We start from the raw sequence: 20,134 nt of genomic DNA, 5'->3' as shown, positions 1-20,134 counted from the left end.
TCCCGCCGATTACTGTGACCTCCGTGGAACCAGCCAGCCCCTTCGAGGAACAGCTCTGGGCGGCGCACGAGGCCGGCCGGATCGACCTGTGCCTGAGCCTCCTGCGCGACGCCGACTTCGCGATGCCGATCTCCGCCGCCGCGGCGGCGGGCGCCGAACCGCCCCGGTGGGCCACCTACACCGGCCCCGACCGCGTGTGGATGCTCGCCTACACCTCCGTCGAGGCCATGCGGGCGGCCGGCGTCGCCACCGAGCACTGGCGGGTCAGCTCGCTCCCCGAGATGGCCGCCGCCTGGCCCGACCCGCGCTGGGGGCTGGCGGTCAACGCGGGCCTGCCGGTGTGGTTCCCGCTGGAGTCGGGCACCGTGGCCCGGCTGGCCGTGCCCACGCTCGCCCAGGACCTCCTGATCGCGCCGGGGTCGGGCGTGCCCGTCATGCAGAAGGTGCTCGGCCCGGGCGACCTGGACGACCTGCTGACCGGCAACAGCTCGCGGGTGTCGGGCTACTGCCACCACGCCCTGGACGTCTCGCACATCGCCACGCCCACCGTGCTCGCCGAGGCGCTCGGCGCGACGGACAAGCTGACGCCCGAGGGCTCGCTCAACCTGCTGCGCTGGCGTCCGGCCGGCCTCAACCTCTACCGCACCCCGTACGGCGGCCTCGACGAGGAGGGACGTGACGCGGTGGCGGGCTGGGTCGTCGAGGAGCCGCCGTTCGCCGGGATGGGCCTGGTGCCCAACCCCGAGCTGCTCGTGCGCGAGTACAAGATCTACGGCGTCGGGCTGCCGCACGGCGCGGAGATCTGGGAGCTGACCGACGCCGGCACCGAGCACCGGCGCGCGCTCTACCACGGCGACCTGCGGCGCTGGCTGCTGACGGTGGCGGTGACGGCGTGAGCTGGCACCACTACCGCGCGCGCTGGCAGGGCGAGGACTTCGAGGCCAGCCCGGAGCCGCACTCGCTCGAACTGTGGATCAGGCTGCGCAGCGCCGAGCCGCGCGAGGGGTTCGAGGAGGTGGAGCCCGGCTGTCACGTGCTGCCGGTGCCGGCGGAGGAGTGCGAGGCGCTGCACTTCGTGATCACCGTGTGCGAGTGGCGCGGCGAGCCGTTCCACGTGCACGCCGAACGCGACGGCGAGCTGCTGCTGGAGTACGCGGGCGCGTCCGCGCCCCGGGCCGTCGAGCTGGGGCTGGACCGGATCGAACGGGGCGTCTACCGCCGCTGGGTGCCGCGCGCCGAGGCGGCCGATCTTCGTGAGGAGGCCGTGCCCCTCGACGAGATTGTCTAGCCGGGCTCTTGTTACTTGGTATTCATGTGACAGAAACTATCCATACAGTGCGATGTGTCGCATGTGGCGCTATTGGGTGGGAGTGTCATGGAGGCAGCGAGCCGCTCGGCTGCGGGGATGCAGGCATACGCCGACGAACTCAGGACGATGTTCATGCGCTTGCAGGACGAGGGCATGGAGCTGCACACGCGGGCCAAGGAGCTGCGCGTGACCGAGAAGTCGCCCGACGGCCTCGTCAGCGTGACCGTCGGCTCCCGGGGTGAGCTCGTCGGCCTCGACCTCGACCCCCGCGTCTACCGCCGCCCCGACGCCCGCCACCTGGCCGACACCATCGTGGAGACCACCCGCCGGGCCGAGGCGCGGCTGCGCGAGAGCATCGTGGAGATCTTCGCGCCCGTCGTGCCGCCCGAGCAGATGCGGGCCCACATCGACGGCGACGTCGAGGCGATCTTCCAGGTGTTCGCGGGTGAGGAGGGAGAGGCCCGATGAACATGTGGGACGAGTCCTCCGTCGTCAAGTCCGTCGTCGACCGCGGCATCACCGAGTGGAAGACGATGGCCGGCGACCAGGAGCGCGAGTGCGCCGACCTGATCGCCGAGGTGCAGAAGTGCCTGGACGCCCAGCCGTGGGGCACCGGCACCGAAGGCAAGGCCTTCCTCACCTCTCACGTGGGCGTCAACGGCGGACCCGAGACGATCACCAAGTGCAAGAAGCTCCTCAAGGAGATCGCCGACGCCGGTGACGCCGTCCGCATCGTGGTCGACAACACCCTCCAGGCGCACGCCGACATGGCGGCCGACCTGCGCCGCCAAAAAGCGATGATCGCGGAGGCGTGAGGGCGACGGACTGAACGGGAACATCCGTGACGACTGGTGGCAACGTCCACGTCCAGGGGCCCAGCGGCCTGCCCGCCCAGCACATCGCGGTGCGGATCGACCGGGACACCGAGCCCGTGTGGGAGACCGAGGTCTTCCCCGACTGGCTGAACTACTTCCTGCTGCCCATGCTGTCGGCCGGCCAGATGTGGCCGAGGGCCAGCGAGAAGGGCATGTCCGCGCTGGCCGTCGCGTACGAGAAGCTGGCCGAGGGCACCGACAAGCACGCCGTCGCCGCCGGCACCGCCGCGCGCACCATCGTCGACGGCATGTACGCGCCGCCGACCGCCGAGTTCGTCAACCGGGCCAAGTTCCTGTACGGCGAGAGCGCCGGGCTGGCCGGCGTGCACAAGAACTGCTGCGGCCACGCCTCCCACGCGAGCGACTTCGCCGTCGAGACCCAGTACTCCAAGATCTCGATCAACGTCGCCTTCTGGATCACGGTCGTCGCCATCGCCATCGCGGTCTACGTCTCGTTCTTCACCGCAGGGTCCGGCGCCCGGCTGATCGGGCCGTACTCGGCGGCCTGCCGCGCGGCCGTCAGCCGCATCCTGGCCCGCCTGGCCGCCGTCGGCGGGCGCAAGGCCGCCGCCGGACAGCTCGGCCGGGTCACGACGCTCAGCGGGGCCACCGGCAAGATCGTGCTCGCCCGGCTGCTGGCCAGCCCTCTCGGCCGCGAGCTCACCGAGGAGATGGGCGAAGAGGGCTTCATCGACTGGCTCACCCAGCGGATCCAGATCGACAAGGGCACCCGCAAGTTCTTCGACTGGGCGCGGTTCAAGGCCTCGCTGATCGGCGCCGGAGCCGGCGCGTGGATCGGCACGAAGGTCGCCGGGCCCCTCTCCCGCGTCACCCGGCGCGTGGGCGGCTTCGCCGGGAGGGCGCTCAACACCGGCCTCAACAACATGATCGCCTCGCCGCTCGGCAGCTTCGTCGCCAACGCCGCCGTCTACGGGCGGATGGAGAACCCGTTCACCGCCGAGGCGATGATGGGCGGGTTCCTCGGCGGCGTCGGCCGCACCGGCACCATCAGCCCGTTCAACCCGGACGTCCTGTCCGCCCTGACCCACCCGACCAGCGCCCTGGCGTCCGCGCAGGACGCCGCCGCCCGCTCCGACGCGGCCCGCTCCGGCGGCACCCCGCCCGGGGGCGACCCCGGCAGCAACACCACGTCGTCCAACGGGCCCGCCAACGGCCCCGCCGGCCCCGCCCCGGCCGGGCCCGCGCCCTCGGCGCCGAACTCCACCACCACGCGGGGCGGCGCCCCGGCCGGGTCGTCCGCCTCGGACGGCGCCCGCTCCTCCGGCTCCGACACCGACACGCGGACCAACCGCTCGCAGGACGACAACCCGGCGGGCCGCCGCGGGCCCGCCACGCCCGACGCCGACTCCCGTACCCGCTCCTCGCAGCCCGCCCCCGACGAGGACCGGGAGGAGGAGCGGCAGCAGGAGCCCGCCGCGAACGCGGCCCCGGCGCCCACCGCGACCCCGGCCCCGACCGCCTCGACCAACTCCGCTGCGGCTCCGGCGTCCACCGACGACACGACCCCCGCCCCTGACGCGGCCCCCGCCCCCGACGCGGCGCCCACTCCCGACGAGGCCCCAGCCCCCGCCCCCGAGGCCGCCTCCACCCCGGAGGCCGCCTCCACCCCCGAGGCCGCGCCCGCCGCCGAGGAGCGGGTGCCGGTCAAGGACGCGATCCCGGCCCCCGCCGACGCGCCCGCGCACGTCACCGGCGCGCACACCGCCCTGCTGGACGCGGCCGAGACGAACTTCCCCACCATGCTCGCCACCCGAGGCGGCGACCTGGTCCTCAGCAGGGACGACAGCGAGCTGGTGATCCCCGCCTCCACGGTGAACGCCGTGCGTACCGCCCTGGAGGAGCGCGCCGCGCTGGGCGTCGACCAGGCCCGCCTGCGCATGGACGCGACCCTGCTCCTGGTCCAGGCCGCGAGCAGGCCCAGCATCGACACCGCCCCGCAAGCCCGGACGAACGAGGACGGATCCCAGGCGGCACGCCCCACCCGGAGCAAGCCCGGCACCGTCACCTCGCGCGCCCTGCCCGGCACCCGCTTCGTCCCGGACGGCCGCACGGACGGCACCACGCTGACCGACGCCGAGGTGAAGGCGGGCGTGGACACGCTGCGCCCCCACCACTTCCGCACCGAGGGCGTCACGGGCTGGAGCTGGTCCGCCGACGGCTCCACGCTGCTCGTGCGCACCCGCCAGGGCATCCACCACTTCCGCACGGTGATCGGCCGCCTCGACGCGTCCCTCATGGGCCGCACCGAGGTCAACGCCGGGACCAGCAGCGCCGAGGCGCACGTCGTCCACCTCGCCCGCGGCATGGCCGCCGACCAGGTGGCGCGCACCATGCTGCACGAGATCACCGACACCCTGCACCACCTGCATGCCCCGGAGAAGCAGGGCGTGGTGCGCCGGATGCTGTCACGCGGCAGGATGCGCGAGACGCAGGACCTGTGCGTGGCCGCCCGGATGAACGAGCTCGGCTACCTCGTCGAGCAGTGGCAGCAGGCCACCAACTCCCGGGAGCAGCGGAGGCTCGTCGCCGACATCGACGGGGTGATGGCCGACCTGGCCACGCGCGGCCACGCCGCGCCCCCGCTGCCCTTCACACCCACCCCGGCCGAGCAGCCGCCGCGCGTGCCCGGCGTCCCCGACGGAACCCCCGACCTCCTGGAGATCCGCCGCCTGGTCGACTTCTTCCACCAGGCGGAGGACAACCTGACGCAGCAGGTCGCGTCCAAGAAGAAGACCGCCCAGGAGGCGCGGAACAAGGCCAAGGAGTCCGCCGAGGCGGCGAAGAAGGCCCGTAAGCAGCGCGACCAGGGCAAGCAGGTGCGCGTGCGCAAGGCGCTGGCCGAGGCGCAGGGCCACCGGGCCAAGGAGGCCAGGCACCTGCGGATGGCCGAGCGTTACGAGAGGACGCGGACCGCCGCCCAGGCGGCCGAGCGCGCGTACCGGACGCTGCGGGTGGACCCCAGCAAGGAGAACCTGGCGAAGGCCAGGCAGGCCCACCGGGCCTACCTGGTCGCCCGCGCCGCCACCCAGCCGGCCGCCGTCAGCCGGACCACCGCGATGCCCACGTCCCGGATCGCCCACCTGACCAAGCTCACCGAGGCGGTCAACGAGCTGCTGGAGGGCAAGGACGTCAGCCACCGCTACACCATCAACGAGCTCGAGACCGCGATCCGGCAGAACTTCCACAAGGTGCTGAGCGAGGACGGCCTCGTGCTGCGGCCCGGTGTCGGCAAGGACGCGGCCGAGGTACGGCTCAAGCTCACGCTCGGCGACCTCGTCGAGGTGTTCGAGCCGTCCGTGATCGCCTCGGAGATCATGGTCGGCATGTTCGTCCTGGGCGGCCGGACGGTCAACGGCACCGCGGCCAACAGCGGCGGCCTGGCGCCGAACTTCGACACCGGCATCCTGACGCCGATGCTGCCCGAGGACTCGTTCCTGCAGATGGCCAACCAGTTCCTCGGTGCGGGATTCGGCGTCAACGCCGGCCGCAGCGCGAGCGTCACCGGCGGCGCCGGCCCCGCCTTCCAGTCGGGCTCCGTCGTCGACAACCGCAGCGAGTCGATGCTGTACGAGGGCACGGCCACCTGGACGGCGGAGATCCGCGTGCCCGGCTCGCGCACCTGGGAGGGCCGCGTCACCGTGAGCTCCGGCGCTCCCGCCGACGCCGCCGGCCAGCGGGTGTGGTTCACGCACCCGCACGTCGAGCCGCCGCCCCGGAACGTCACCAGGATCGATCCCGACAAGCGCGACCCCGAGCTCCCGAACGTCACCGTCACCGGCATGACCGGTCTCGAAGGCGCCCTCGACATGGTCGCCGACCACCTCGGCGGCGACTACGCCACGGTCGGCTCCATCGCGCACCACAACCTGCGCACGACCCTCGTCGACGAGCTGCCGATGGCGCTGCGCGAGGCGGTCAACGGCGGGTTCAGGCGGCCCCTCACCGTCGGGGGACGCACCGACGCGCGCATCAGGGTCGACACCAGGATCGTCCAGGTCCCCGACAGCCCGCTGGTGGGCCAGCCCAGCTCGGACGAGTGGGAGGAGGAGGTGCTCATCGACTTCGCCAACGTCCCCGGCGGGGCGTCGGCGGGCGGCTCCACCGGCCTCAGCGCCTCCGCCAAGCTCAAGATCCACCGGCTTGAGGACCTCGACGTCCTGGGCCCCATGGGCGAGTTCGAGCCTTCCATCAACCCCAAGGCCGAAACCGGAAGATCGGCCTCGCACTCCCACTCGTCGACCGCCAACCAGCAGGCCATCCACCCGAGCGTGCACCGCAAGAAGGGCCCGCGGCAGTCGTACCGGCTCATGATGGTCCACTCGATCACCGTCGAGCGCCCCGGTCAGGCCCCCGTCACCCTCCCGGACGTCGCCAGCACCGCGCTGGTCGCCATGCAGGAGGCGGCCGCCTACCGGTTCGGCCTGCCCGTCGACGAGGGCGCGCTCCTCCGCAAGGACGGCAAGGTGGTGATCGGGGCCGACGGCATCCCGGTGCTGCGCGGCGACCCCATCCCCGAGGTGCCCGAAGGCCGCACGGCCGGGCTGCCCCCCACGATGGGCGACCAGCCCGGCCAGCTCCGCGGCGCCGGCCCGGCCCTCGTCCAGGAGGTCCTCGGGATGGACGAGGTCGCCCAGGACGTCCTGAGCGACCTCGGCGAGCGCGGCGTGGTGCCGAAGATCGTGAACGGCGAGTTCGTGTTCTCGGACAACGAGCTGGAGCTCGCGAGCCAGGTCCACAACCTGCGCGAGGTCCTCACCCAGCTGTCGGCCCGGCGCATGCAGGCCGGCTACGACCAGGCGGCGCAGGACGGACTGCACTTCGACCTGGTACGGCACCGCCCCAACCGCACCTCCGAGCACTACACCGTCCACATCCAGCTCAAGCAGGACTTCAAGGACTTCACCTACATCGGCTACACCGACGCGGAGGCGGTGGTCTACCTCGACATCGGCTCCGACACCTCCGGGCGCGGCTTCAGCCGGTCCAGGACGTACCCCGGCAAGGTCGGGCTCGCCGAGAGCGACGCGCCCGGGGAGGGCCAGAACGGCTTCGGCCACGAGGTCAACGGCAGCTACAGCCGTGGATACAACCGGAACGTCGGCTCCAGCCACGGCGGCACGCAGAACATCGTGACGCTGGGCGAGAGCGGCGACATCGTCGGCGTGTACACCATGCGGCACCGCGTGATCGTCGAGCTGGAGCACAACGGCAAGCGCGAGCAGATCTCCTCCCGCAAGGGCGAGGCCAAGCTCGTCATCGCCGCCGACCTCATGCCCGCGAAGAACCCGAAGCAGGCGCCGGTGGGCAAGCTGTCCGCCAAGGTGCTGGCGCGGACCAAGATGCTGCACCTCGACCCCGGCAACGCGCTGGCCGCCGCCCGGGAGGTGCTGCCGAGGGCCATGCGCAGCGACTCGCCCGCCTTCCACCACTTCGCGGGCCTGGTCAACATGCGCAACCTCGCCGGGCACCGCGAGTGGGAGGACGACGCGTACGGCAGCGAGACCGGCATCCGCACCCGCGGCACCACCACCCGCTCCTTCCTGTCCGTGAAGGGCGAGTACGGCGCCGCCGAGGTGGTCGGCGTCGTCGACCACGTCAGCGGCGACATCAAGTTCGGCATGGGCAGCGCGGGCGTCAGCTACGGCGGGTCCGTGAGCCGGAACACGAGCCTGTCCGCGAGCGGGACCGACCACGACGACGGCGGCACCACCAACGACGGCGGCAAGCTGTCGCTCCCCTCCGTCTCCAAGTCGACGTCCACCTCGATCTCGCAGCTCGACATCTGGGGCACCGAGGAACTCACGATCGAGACCGGCCGGCACTACGTCATCCGCGCCGACGTCGGCTTCACGTACACCGGCAACGAGACCGTCCCCGACGGGGTCACGCCCAGGGCCGCCCGCCCGGCCCACAGCCGCGGCGCCGCCCTGCTGACGATCCCCGAGTACGACGCCCTGCTCCTGTACTCCGACGACGACCTCGACCTGCCGCTGCACCTCGTGGCCGACGCGGTCGAGCGGTTCGTCAACGGCAGCCTCACCCTGGACCGGACCCTCGCCACCGCTCTCCTCACGCGCTACACCAAGGCCCTGGCCGACGCCCGCGCCGCCGGGGAGGACCTCGGCCTGGCCGAACAGCACACCCCGCACGCCCTCCTCACCGCGCTCAGAAAGGTCGTCGAACCGCAGCAGCCGGCCAAGCAGCGGCGCAAGGGCAAGGGGCAGACGGCGCAGAGCGGGCCCAGCGGGCACCAGTCCGCGCAGAACCAGAGCACGCCGCAGCGTGAGCGGCGCATGCCCATGCACAAGCAGCTCGCCCGCATGCTGTCGCGAGCCAGGGACCTCATCCAGCAGAGCCGCGAAGTCGTGCTGGCCCGGCCGTACCAGAACGCGATGGGACTCAGCCTCATGGAGTCCCTCACGGCCAAGGACAAGAGCGGCAAACGCGTACAGCTCCGCGACGAAGTCCTCAACATGCTCGAAGAGGTCGCGCCCGAGGTGCTGAAGGCCGCCCCCACCCTGCGCAGGGAAGTGTCGGTCGACTTCGCCCGCACCCGCACCGAGATCCGCGTCAACGACATGTGGAGCCGGAACGGCTACAGCAAGACCTACAACGCGCTCGGCGACCTGGCCAGCGGGGTCGCCGAGGAGATCACGGTCAGGGTGCGGATGGTGCCCAAGCACGGCGCCGACCGCGCCGAGCTGATCGGCCACACCGACGCCGCCGGCGCCATCAAGCAGTTCTACCGCTACACCGACGTCACCGAGTCCGAAGGGTTCAACGGCTCCCACGCCTTCGGCGCCGACTTCAGCGGCAAGGAGGAGACCGACACCGGCGGCGTCAGCGCCTCGACCGACCTCACGAAATCCTTCGGCGCGACGCGCGGCCGGCAGATCGTGCGGCTCCAGCGCATCGCCCTGTTCCTCGGCCTCGACCGGGTGCGGCAGGAGATGGACCTCGTCGTCGAGATCGAACGGAGACCGCTGCCCGGCGGCAAGGTCCGCTCCGTCGCCCAGAAGGCGAGCGGCGCCGTCAGCCGCAAGACCCGCGAGATACGGCGCACGTACGACGCGGTCGTGGTGCGCCGCATCCCCACCGGCATGATCCGGCCCGCCGACGCGAACGTGACGGAGGCCCCGCCGGTCATCGACCCCCGCCGCGCCGAACTGCCCCGCGGGTACTTCCCGGAGTCGCTGTTCACCGACGCCGGCAAGCCGACGCTGCTGGAGGTCGTCAGCGGCCAGCTGGAGAAGATGGTCGGCCGCGCCACCGTGGCCGCGCGCATGGGCGAACTGACCAGCCGCCTGTCCGTGGACGCGCTGATCAGCGTGTTCGAGCGCATGTCCAGGCCCGGCGGCGAGGTGGTCGTGCCCCTGGGCCGGCAGGGCGCTCGCAACCAGGGCGTCGACGTGACCATCGAGGCGCACACCTCCGACATGCAGGTCTACAGCGGCCCGTTCACAGGTGAGAAGGGCGAGGTCGACCGCGAGGCGACCAGCATGAGCGTGACCGTGGGCCGCGGCCGCTTCGCCCCCATGAGCGGAGGCGCCAACGGCGGCATGATCCCCGAGGCGGGGATCGGCCTCGGCGCGTCCCTGGGCGAGCAGTCCGCGGAAAGCGTCACCGAAACCAGCGGCGGCCGCGTCGAACGCAGCGAGTTCCGCAACGGGGCGCTTTACACCGTCCGCCTCCGCGTCGACTACGACCTCACCTTCCAGCACGTACGCCGCCTGCCCGGCGGCCCGCCCACCCCCATCGGCGACGCCGTCACCATGCGGCACGCCACCGGCGGCGAGATCTTCGTGACCCTCTTCGGCGAGGAGATCAACGAGATGCGGGCGCGCATGGAAGCCGGCATCCGCGTCGCCCCGCCGTCCTCCGTCCGCGAGACGTTCCGCGCCACGGGCACCCGCCAGGGACTGATCCCGCAGCTCACCGACGCCCGCCTGGAAGCGCGCGACCGCGGCGCCGTCGCCGTCGTCACCGTGACCGAGAACGGGGTCCCGCGCCGCTACTACGCCCACCCCGACGGCTCCGTACGCAGCGAGACCTTCGACGGCGGGTTCGCCGAGGCGTTCGCCACCCTGCCCCCCGACGTGCTCACCCTGGCCGAGAGCACCGGCCTCGACCTGCGCGCCGTCTTCGACACCTCGCAGGACCCGGGCACGTTCACCGACCAGGTGCTCAAGGCCCTGGAGAACAACGGGCACAACCGCCCCGCCGAGCCCAAGCCCGTCTACCCCTACAAGGCAGCCGCCGCGGAGAACCCGGCCGCCGCGGCCGGCACGCCCGGCGGCGGCTCCGCCACCTCACCCTCGTCCGGCCCCGGCACCTCTGTGACCTCGCCCGAGCTCCCCGCCACACCCCTCGACGCCGCCGCCCGGCCCGACGGGACCGAGGACCTCTCCCTGACCGAGATCCAGGCCCAGAACGTGTCGCTGACCGACTTCGGCGGCGCCGTCCGCAGCCTCACCTGGTCCGGCGACACGCTCCAGGTCGAACTGCCGTCCGGCGCCGTCCACCACGTGCGCGTGACCGTCGGCGACCCCGGCCCGGGCCTGACCGGCCGTACGCACCTCCGCACCGGCACCACCGCCGACGAAGCGCACGTCATGGTCCTCGCCCCGCGCCTCCACCCGGACGTCGTGTCGTCCGTCCTGGTGCACGAGATCACCCACCTCGCCCAGGACGGCGCCGCCCGCGCCGCCGGCCGGCCCCAGGGCGTCGTCCGCTCCTTCCTCGCCGCCCTCTCCTCTCGTGGCGAGCCGGTCGTCGACCACTGCCTGACGCCGCGCCTCAACGAGCACGCCCACCTGTCCCGCAAGTGGCACGCCGCCACCGACACGCCGACCCGAGACCGCCTCGCCCAGGCGATCGACGCCGTCGCCGCCGACCTCACCCGCCGCGGCCACACCCCGCCCCCGGCGCCCTGGGCCGGCGCCCCCCAACCCCGCAGCCGGATAGCGAGCCTCCTCAACTGGGGCGCCACCACCGCCACCGCCCCCGCCCCCGCCCCCGTCAGCCTGGCGACGCTTCCGCTGACGGCCGTCGTCCGCGCGGTCGAACGAGGCGCGGCGATCGCCGGCGCCCGCGCCCGCCACCACGGCGACGGCCGGATCACCCTGGAGATCCCCGGCCGCCCCCCGACCGACCTCCAGATCCGCCCCGCGACCCCAACCCCCCGCATCCCCGGCGCCCCCACCCCGAACGACACCCGGGGCCCCGCAGCCTCCCCGAACGACACCCGGACCTCCGGAGTCGGTGCGAACGGCTCCCAAGCCCCCGCAGCCTCCGCGAACGACACCCGAACCTCCGGGGCCAGCACGAACGGCACCCAAGCCCCCGGAGTCGGTACGAACGGCTCCCAAACCCCCGCAACCGCCCCGAACGGCTCCCGGACCTCCGGGGACATTTCGAGCAACCCCGTGGTCATCGAGCTAGACCCGTACGCCACAGTGGACGTCAGCGAGCGCGCCGCGGCAGCCATCGCGGCCGGGGCGGCGGCCCAGGCCGCCGGCGACCCCCGGATGGCCGCCCACTTCCAGGCCGTCGCCCAGCTCGCCGAAGCCGCACGCCAGGTCCGCACCTCCATCCCCGCCGAGCGCTCGGCCCGCATCGACACCCTGCTCACCCTCGCCGCGCGCGCCGACATCAGCTACGCGATCCCGCCCAGCCTCGCCGCCGAGCTGATCGCCCTCATGAAGGACACGCCCAAACGCCACCGCAGCGAGAAGTGGCGCCCCTACCGCAAGCTCACGAACGTCACCGGCTGGTACCCGGACTGGGAGGAATGCGACTGCCGCGACGACGAGCCGTGCCAGTGTGCCCCCACCCCCGTGGCGACGGCATGATGGGACCCCGGGACCTCCGGGACCGGGACTTCCGAGACCGGGACCTCCGGGATCGAGACCTCCGGGACCGGGACCTTCGGGATCGGGACCTTCGGGATCGGGACCTCCGGGACCGGGACTTCCGGGACCTCCGGGACCGGGACCCCCGGAACCGAGACCTCCGAGACCGAGACCTCCGGGACCTCCGGGACCGGGACCCGCGGGACGAAAGGACGGCGATGGCATTCGCGGTGGCACGCACCAGGGACGAGGCGCACCTCTACCTCGACCTGCACCCGTGCGAGACGTGCGGTTCTGCGGAAACCACCTGGGACAGCGGCCTGACCACGGTCGACGGCACGCTGGTCAGCCGCTACGCCGGCGACTGCGGCGAGTGCGGCACGAGCCGCGAGTTCCTCTTCGGCCTGCCGGAACGCCCGATCCCGCCCGACGGCTATCCGACGTTCGGCGCCGCCGAGCCCTCCGAACTCCTCGACGCCGGCGAATGGCTCTGGGTCGCCGACCTCACGGCCGGCCACGTGCCCGCCGACGACCGGGCCGAAGCCCACCGGGCCCTGTCCATCGCGGCCGCCGCCGTCGGCGAGGCCATCAAGTTCGTCCCGCCCGGCCAGGACGAGGTGCCCGACGACGCGTTCTGGTCCGAGCGCGGCCTGGAGATGCGCGCCGCCGAACCCGGCCGCTTCCACCTCGACCGCCTCCTCATCGTCCGCGACACCTACCGCGACCTGGCGGCCCAGCATGCCTGACTACGCCCGCTCCCTGGTTGAGGCGTACGTCTACCTCGACATCACCAGCCCCGGAGCCGAACGCGCCGTCACCGAGCAGGACGACGACTGGCTCGTCCGCGCGGGCGACGCCGAGATCGTCGTCCCCTTCGTCTCGGAAGAAGAGGCCCGCCTCGAGGACGCCACCTTCGGCTTGGGCCTCTCCGAGCTGATCGACCTGGGCCAATGGGTCCTCATCGCCGCAACGTACGCGGACCGCGCCCTGGAAGGCGGCCTCCTCTACTCCGCCGACACCACCGTCGACGAGCGCTACCACGACGTCGTCGCCGACTGGCGCTTCGCCGCCGACGCCGTCGCCGAGGCGCTCAAGTTCGTCCGCTCCGACGGCACCCCACCCCCGCCGGAGGCTTTCTGGACCGACATGGGCAGAGCGGCGTACGAGGACAACCCCGAACGCTTCACGTACGAGGCCCTGGCGGACGACCTCGCCTACTACCGCGACAGCCTCACCAACTTCCAACGCCTCCACCAACCCCCCGACCAGTAACCCCCACCCTCCCCACCGCCCGCCCTCCGCCTCGGGTCTCCGCCTCGGGTCTCCGCCTCGGGTCTCCGCCTCGGGGCCTCTGCCTCGGGCCTCCGCCTTGGGCCTCCGCCTTGGGCCTCCGCCTTGGGCCTCCGCCTGGGGCCTTTGCCTCGCGCCCGCTACGGGTCCTTCGCCACGGCCCCCTGCCCCTGCCCCCTGCCACGGGCCCGCCGCCGGACACGCTGTCACTGGACGCCCTGCCACCGGGTGTGACTTTCTGGCGGGACGCTGCCATTGGCCGAACTTCCCGTGCGCGCTGCCAGTGCCCCGGCCTCTTGACCGACGCCCCGTCAGTGGACGGGCCTGCGCCGACACGCTGCCCACGGGGTGGGCCTCCACCACGCTGTCAACGGGGTGGGCCTCCACCACGCTGCCCACAGGTTGAGTCTCCACCACGGCCGCCAACGGGGTGAGCCCCGACCGGGCGGCTGCCAACGTGGCGGCAACGGGCGCGCTGCCACGGCTGGCCAGCAAACGGCCTCAGCCCCAAGCTGACCGCACCGAAGCGGAGCCCCGACAGCCGACACCCGCCGCAACCTACGCCCCGTCCGGGACCGCGGCCTGGATGGGGGTGATGGTGCCGGTTGTGACGAGAAGCCCGCGTCCCGGCGGGCCGCCCGATACGCCACGCGGCAGGCGGATCGTGAACAGGTCACCGTCGGCCTGGCTCTGCACCGACAGGAGAAGACCGGTCCGCCCCTTGCGAGCTTCGGCGGCGAAACCGCGATAGGCCACGGTCAGGTCACTGGTGGTGCCCGCGATGAGGAGACCGTGGTCCCCGTCCCTGCCTGACCGGAGCTGATCCTCCAGGGCAGTGCCCAGCGGGCTGTCCGGGTTGATCAGCTCGGCATCGTCGACCAGGAGAACGTAGTGATGCAGATCGGCGACCAGCTCCTGAAGGTCGGTGGCGTTGCCGTCCAGGATGGCCACGGCGGCGTCGAGGTCACGCAGAGGGCTGCGCCTCGGCGCGATGGCGATCACCGGCGTCCCCGCACGGATCAGCGACTGAGCCGCCGTCACCAGGACGGACGATCGCCCTGACCGCGCAGGCCCGGCGATCACCGCCGCTGGCCCGTACGCCATCAGGTCGAGGCCCAGGGGCGCGAGCGCGTCACCGCCCGCCCCCATCAGCGCCCAGAGCGGCGACGGCGGGCTGAACGCCGGATCCAGCGCCAACGCCTGGCCGGCGGTGATGCGCAGCGGCAGGGCGTCCACCCGCAGCGGCGGCTCGCCTTCCCAATGCCATGCTCCCGGCCCCGCCGGCCCGCCGCGCTTGTGAGCCGGACTGGAACGCCGTGAACCGTCCGACCGCCTCGGCGAAGGCAGCCCGGATGAGGAAGTGCCCCCACGCACCGAAGCCCCGTCGTGGGCTGATGCGCCCCCGTGCACCGAAGGCCCGTCGTGGGCTGATGCGCCCCCGTGCACCGAAGCGCCGTCGTACGAAGCCGCGAACTGGTCTGGGGGACGCGAAGCCTCGTCGGGGTCGTACTGGCCCGCGGAGTGGGCGGGCGCGGTGGCGTCGCTCTGAGCCGCAGGGTGCGGCGGCGTGCCGAGGCCGGGGTCGGCTGAGGAGTGCGCTGGTGTGCCGAGGCCGGGCTGGAGGGCGGCGTCCGGGGTCGCGTACCGATCGGGCGGCGGCGAGGTCCCGAAAGGGAAGCCCATGACCGAATCGGCGGTCGGGATGGGGGTGGAGCGGGCGAGGGACTGGAGGGTGGCCACCTGGGCGGGGCCCGCGGGGTCGGGGGTGAGGAGGGCGATCTGGTGCTCGACGATGCCGTGTTCGCCCATGGACAGGGCTCGGCCGGGAGGCATGGACGAGGGCAGGCCCTTCAGGGGGAAACCCGCCAGGCCGTAGTCGGAGGGGTCGGAGAGGCGCAGGAGAAGGCGGTCGTCGAAGACCGTCGACACCTGGCCGAGCAGGGACGAGCGGTCACCGGTGACCACGCCGCGCAGGCCCACCGCCGGGCCCTCGCGGAGAAGCTGGAGGAGGGACTCGAGGAGGCGGCCGTAGTCGTAGTTCTCGAACGCCGCGACGTAGCCCTCCCAGCGGTCCAGCATGAGCACCAGCCACGGCAGCCGATGTCCGGCTTGCCGGTATTCGGCCAGCGAGGCGTGGCCCGCTTCGGCGAGGAGCTGCTGGCGGCGGCCGACCTCCGTACGCAGGCGCGTGAGCAGGCGTTCGACCCGGTCCAGTTGGTCACGGGTGACGACGGCGCCGCAGTGTGGCATCGCGACCAGGGGGAGCAGGGCGCCGGAGCCGCAGTCGACGGCGTGGACGTGGACGTCCGACGGGAGGGTGTAGGCGGCGATGGCGCCCGCGATGGTGCGCAGGGCCGTCGATCTGCCGCTGCGCGGTGCGCCCGCGATGAGCAGGTGGCCGCCGTGCGCCAGGTCGAGGGTGAGCGGGCATCGGTCCTGTGCCCAGGGGCGGTCCGTCATCCCGAAGGGCAGCGGCTCGACCTCACCGGCCGGCAGGCTGCCCGGCGAGCGGGACCCATACGGCTCCACGAAGGTGACCGGGGGAGCGTCGGGTGACCCGTTCGACGGGGTCCCGCCGGGCCCTCCCACGGGTGTGGCCGCGCTGGACGGGATGCCGCCGGTCGGGCCGGCAACGGGGTACGCCGTGGCCGGGCCGTCCTTCGTCGTCCCGTTCGGCGGGGTGGCGGTGCCGTACGGCATTCCGCGCGCAGGAGCGTTGCCCGGCGGACGCACGTTCGGGGGCGGGCCGGTGGGGGCGGGGAGGGCGGCTTCGGCACCCGCCACGGCAGCCTGGCCGTCGAGCGCGGCGGCGGGAGAGCCGCCTGGCCCATGGGGGGAGTCGGGTTGCGCGGAGGGGAGGTCGGGGACCGGGGTCAGGTGGGGGCCGGCGGTCGGCAGGGTGAGGACGATCTGGGCGGGAAGGGGCTCCAGCCAGGGGCGGGGCTGCTCCGGCACGCCTGCCAGGCGGGCGGCCTCGATCATGGCGTCGGCCAGGATCGACAGGTCCGTGACCGCCGACTCCTCCGTGGGCTGCGGAGGCGCGGGCAGGGCGCGGCCCAGGGAACGCCAGTCGATGTCCACGACCCTGACGCGGGCCGGGGTGCGCTGCGGCGCCCAGGTGGGGCCGGTGAGGCCGGGATGCACGGAAGGGCCCGGCACGCCGGTGTGCGGGCCGGATGAGGGGGCGGGGAGAGGCTCGGGGGCGCGGCCGCCTACGCGGGCCGTCTGGACGGCCGTGGCGGGGCCCGCGCCGGACTTCACGTAGCAGCGGCCGGGGGTGGACTTGGAGATGTGGGCCGCGTCCGGCAGGTCGATCACGTCGGACGACTCCGCGGGCTCCGTGACGCGCAGGGCGATGCGGAGGGAGGTGTTGGCCTGGATGTCGGCCGTCACCACGCCGGCCGGGCGCTGCGTGGCCAGGATCAGGTGGATGCCCAGCGAACGCCCTCTGCGCGCGATGTCAACCAATCCCGTGACGAAGTCGGGCAACTCCGACACCAGGGCCGCGAACTCGTCGATGATGAGCACCAGCCGGGGCAGCGGATGGCCGGTGTAGTCCTCGATGTCCTTGGCCCCGGCGGCGAGGAGCAGGCGCTCGCGACGGCGGATCTCGGCGCCGAGCGACTCCAGTGCCCGCTGGGTTAGGTGGCCGTCGAGGTCGCTGACCATGCCGACCGTGTGGGGCAGCCGGGTGCACTCCTTGAACGCGGCGCCGCCCTTGTAGTCGATGAGCACGAACGTCAGCTGGTCGGGGCGGTTGGAGACGGCCAGCGAGCAGATGAGGGACTGCAGGAGCTCCGACTTGCCCGCGCCGGTGGTGCCCGCGACGAGGCCGTGCGGGCCGTCGAGGCTGAGGTCGATCGCGAACGGGCCGTCGGGGCCGGTGCCGATCAGCGCGCGGGTGGTGCCCTGGTCGAGCCAGCGGCTGCTCACCTCGCGGCCGGTGGGGGCGCGCAGGCCGAGCAGGTCGAGCAGGCGTACGGACTGCGGGAGCTGGGCGGCGCCGTCTTCCCTGCTCACGTCGCGGATCGGCGCCAGCGCCCTGGCCAGGCGGTCGCACCAGGAGGGTGAGACCCGGTCGGCCAGGACGGGGCCGATCACGTCGAGGCCGCCGCCGCGCAGGTGCACGCGGCCGTCCGGGGCGCACGCGGCGACCGTGGCGCACTCCTCCGGCAGCAGCCGCTCGTCGTCGTCGAGGGCCAGCGTGTAGACGCCCGCCCGGGGGCCCTGGCGCAGGACCTGCGGCATGCTGGGCAGGCCGCGCAGGGCCTGCGCGCCGTCGAGGACGACCAGCACGTCGTACGGGCGCACGTCGTAGGTGGAGAAGGCCGGGGGCTCCGGGCCGCCCAGGTCGTCCCAGCCGGTGGGGATCTTGCCGAGCTCCGGGATGGCGGTGTTCTGGCGTTCGTCGATGAGCGCGGCCAGCTCGCTGACGCGGTGGGCGGCGGACTCGGGGTCGGCGCCGACCAGCGCCACGCAGTCCTCGCCGCCGCGCGGCGCGCAGTGGGGCAGCCAGCGCGCCCACCCCCAGCGGCGCTCGCCGTCGGCATGCGCGGAGATGATCACGATGGCCAGGTCGCGCGGGCTGTGCAGGGTGGCGGCCTGGCCGATGAGCCATCCGGCCAGGCCGGTGGCCGTGTCACGGGGGCCGGTGACCCCGGCGACGCCGAGCCGCCGCATGGCCAGCGCCACCGGAACCGCGCGGCAGATCGGCGGCTCGATCGGGCCGCCCTGCTCCTCGGCGAGGTCGAGGTTGGCCGGGAGGTCGGCGAGGCCGACCCTGAGCCGGAGCGCGTCGTCGTCGTGGACGCGGCGCTCCCACAGCCGCCGCCGTGGGCCGATGGCGGTGAGCAGCACCTGAGCCGGATCGGGGGCGTCGGACCGGCGCAGCAGCTCGTCCTCGGCTCTGGCCCGCTCGACGGCCTCGTCGTAGGCGTCCAGGCGCTCCTTGTACTCCTTGATCGCCTGGCGGTGCTGCTTCTTGCCGTGGCGGCGATCGCTCCACCACTGGCCGACCATGATGACCGGGGTCATCAGGGCGAACAGCAGGAAATACCACTGCTTGAGCACGTAGGCCAGCGTCAGGCCGATGACCATCGGGAGGAACGCGGCCAGCAACTGCAGGCGCATGCCCTCGGTGCGCGACGGCTCCTTCGGGCGCTTGAACGTACGGCGGAGCTCGGGACGGGTCAGGCGGGGCGGCCGGTTGTAGGCCACGCCGCCTTCGAGCCGGGGGGTGAGATGGGCGTCGCGGGGCTCGATGGCGGTCAGCGTGAACAGCGACGAGCCGCACGACAGCAGCGCGTCCTCCGGCCACTCGACGGTGTCGGTGAGCGGACGGGAGGCCAGCTCGGGGGAGTCGTCGAACGATTCGGCGGCGAGCTCGGCCGCCTCGCGTTCGGCGACCCGGGCGGTGAGCTCGGCGACCTCGTCGGCCCAGCGGCCCTTGAGCTTGAGGCGCGGCGCCTGGCCGGGAGTGGCGCGGGGCGCGCGCTCCGCGGTGATGGCGTCGGGGGTGACGCGGATCGTCACCGACTCGGGGGCCAGCGCCGGGTCGGCCACCGTGATCGCGCACATGGGATCGGAGCCGATGACGTGGACGCCGAGGCCCAGGCGGTGCACCGCGCCGGCGGCCGGGCCGCCCACCACGCGCACCTCCGCCACGCCACCCGGCTCCTCGACGATCGTGGCGCGGGCGAGGAGGGGGTCGAGGGTGACCTTGTCGCCGTCGTGCAGCACCGCCTTGGCGGGGGCGCGCGGGTCGAGCGGGCGGCCGTTGCGCCACAGGGTGAGGGCCTGGCCATGCGGATGGGTGGTGCCGTGCACGCTGTGGGGCGGGGAGGCGCGGACGTCCCAGGTGACGCCGTCCTCGGGATGGGGCGTGCCGGGGGCCGGGGAGCCGTGGCGGCCCCGCCCGGGGCCTCCGGAGGGACGCTCGCGGTCTGGTGACGCCCAGTCGTCGCCCGGGCCGGTGAGCCCGTGAGCGTCGCCGTGATCGTCCGAAGCGGCCCACCGCCCCTGACCGGTGCCGCCGCCGGAGCCGGACGGCCGCCACCCGGAACCGTCGCCGGAGTCGGACGGCCGCCATCCGGAGCCGCCGCGACCCGAGCGACGCCCCGCAGGCCCGTCGCCGGGCGCAAGGGGAGCGCCGAACGGCGGGCCGCCCGAAGGGGACGGCCCGGGCCCGGAGGGACGGTGGCGGCCCTCGGACCCGTTGCCCGGGGCGGACCCGTCGCCGAAGGGGGGACCGGCGGGCCCGTCGAGGCCGGACGGTCCTGGGTCCGGAGGACGGCGGCGTTGGGAGGGGACGCGGGCGACGGGGCTGGGAGGCCCGGCCGATGACATGCCGTAGGGAGCCCGGGCACGGGGCAGCCGGACCACCTGGGCAAGCGGCTGATGATCGGCGAGCGCCTCGCTCACTCCGGCCACGGTGGTGTCGTCGTCGCCGTCGATCACGACGTCACGGTCGCCCTGCTCGCCGAGCACGGTGAGCATGATCCGCATGGTTGCCGTCTCCTCGGTCGGACCTCGGCGCCAACGTAGCGCCCGCAGCGAGGCTAGGCCCGCAGGTTGACGGCAATGGCATGGAACGCGGTTCTGTGGAAAACCCCGAAGGGACGCACGGAACCTGTGGATGACCAGGGAAAACACCTGCGCGGCGGCCGGCGGAGAAAGATGCCCGAATATGCGCGGAAGATCCCGACCGAATCACCCCCGACATGCCCAACCATTAGGGGATAAATCCCAAAAACCAAGTGAATAATGTGCCGCATGTTACTCATGTGACT

The 20,134-nt window shown here is 73.3% G+C and carries 8 protein-coding genes; 7 read left to right on the top strand and 1 reads right to left on the bottom strand.

Features of this window, described 5'->3' with window-relative positions; genetic code table 11:
- Positions 1-23 precede the first annotated feature (23 nt).
- From AB0J53_RS17870 to AB0J53_RS17840, 7 genes are all read left to right on the top strand, one after another.
- Entirely contained in the window at positions 24-896 is an 873-nt protein-coding gene (locus tag AB0J53_RS17870; protein WP_364173237.1) for an SseB family protein, read from the top strand.
- A complete protein-coding gene (locus AB0J53_RS17865; RefSeq protein WP_219499842.1) occupies positions 893-1,288 on the top strand; it encodes a hypothetical protein in 396 nt (131 codons plus the stop codon). The genes AB0J53_RS17870 and AB0J53_RS17865 overlap by 4 nt, the downstream gene beginning before the upstream one ends.
- 153 nt (positions 1,289-1,441) lie before the next feature.
- Positions 1,442-1,777: a YbaB/EbfC family nucleoid-associated protein gene (locus AB0J53_RS17860; RefSeq protein WP_246643772.1), complete on the top strand. Its 336-nt coding sequence runs from the start codon at positions 1,442-1,444 to the stop codon at positions 1,775-1,777.
- On the top strand, positions 1,774-2,124 hold the full coding sequence (locus AB0J53_RS17855) for a hypothetical protein (RefSeq protein WP_364173234.1): 351 nt from the start codon (positions 1,774-1,776) through the stop codon (positions 2,122-2,124). The genes AB0J53_RS17860 and AB0J53_RS17855 overlap by 4 nt, the downstream gene beginning before the upstream one ends.
- Positions 2,125-2,150: 26 nt before the next feature.
- The gene (locus tag AB0J53_RS17850; protein ID WP_364173231.1) at positions 2,151-12,056 is read left to right on the top strand and encodes a hypothetical protein; all 9,906 of its coding nucleotides are present in this window, start codon (positions 2,151-2,153) and stop codon (positions 12,054-12,056) included.
- Between the two features lie 218 nt (positions 12,057-12,274).
- Positions 12,275-12,802: a hypothetical protein gene (locus AB0J53_RS17845; protein WP_219499835.1), complete on the top strand. Its 528-nt coding sequence runs from the start codon at positions 12,275-12,277 to the stop codon at positions 12,800-12,802.
- Positions 12,795-13,328 carry a hypothetical protein gene (locus AB0J53_RS17840; protein ID WP_364173228.1) on the top strand — a complete coding sequence of 178 codons (534 nt, stop codon included), beginning with the start codon at positions 12,795-12,797 and terminating at the stop codon, positions 13,326-13,328. Before AB0J53_RS17845 ends, AB0J53_RS17840 begins: the two co-directional genes overlap by 8 nt.
- Before the next feature lie 576 nt (positions 13,329-13,904).
- Here the strand turns inward: AB0J53_RS17840 and AB0J53_RS17835 are convergent.
- Positions 13,905-19,850, bottom strand: a complete 5,946-nt coding sequence (locus tag AB0J53_RS17835) for an FtsK/SpoIIIE domain-containing protein (RefSeq protein ID WP_364173225.1) — start codon at positions 19,848-19,850, stop codon at positions 13,905-13,907.
- Positions 19,851-20,134 lie beyond the last annotated feature (284 nt).

The sequence above is a fragment of the Nonomuraea sp. NPDC049725 genome (genome assembly GCF_040674795.1).
Lineage (GTDB): Bacteria > Actinomycetota > Actinomycetes > Streptosporangiales > Streptosporangiaceae > Nonomuraea > Nonomuraea ceibae.
Note: the sequence above shows the minus strand (reverse complement) of the source record. Positions and strands in the feature narration are given on the sequence as shown.

What these genes read in the sequence shown, in the direction of transcription:
- AB0J53_RS17845 (WP_219499835.1), top strand. Translation starts at nt 12,275, where the DNA reads ATGGCATTCGCGGTGGCACGCACCAGGGACGAGGCGCACCTCTACCTC.
- AB0J53_RS17835 (WP_364173225.1), bottom strand. Translation starts at nt 19,850, where the DNA reads ATGCGGATCATGCTCACCGTGCTCGGCGAGCAGGGCGACCGTGACGTC.
- AB0J53_RS17860 (WP_246643772.1), top strand. Translation starts at nt 1,442, where the DNA reads ATGCGCTTGCAGGACGAGGGCATGGAGCTGCACACGCGGGCCAAGGAG.
- AB0J53_RS17855 (WP_364173234.1), top strand. Translation starts at nt 1,774, where the DNA reads ATGAACATGTGGGACGAGTCCTCCGTCGTCAAGTCCGTCGTCGACCGC.
- AB0J53_RS17840 (WP_364173228.1), top strand. Translation starts at nt 12,795, where the DNA reads ATGCCTGACTACGCCCGCTCCCTGGTTGAGGCGTACGTCTACCTCGAC.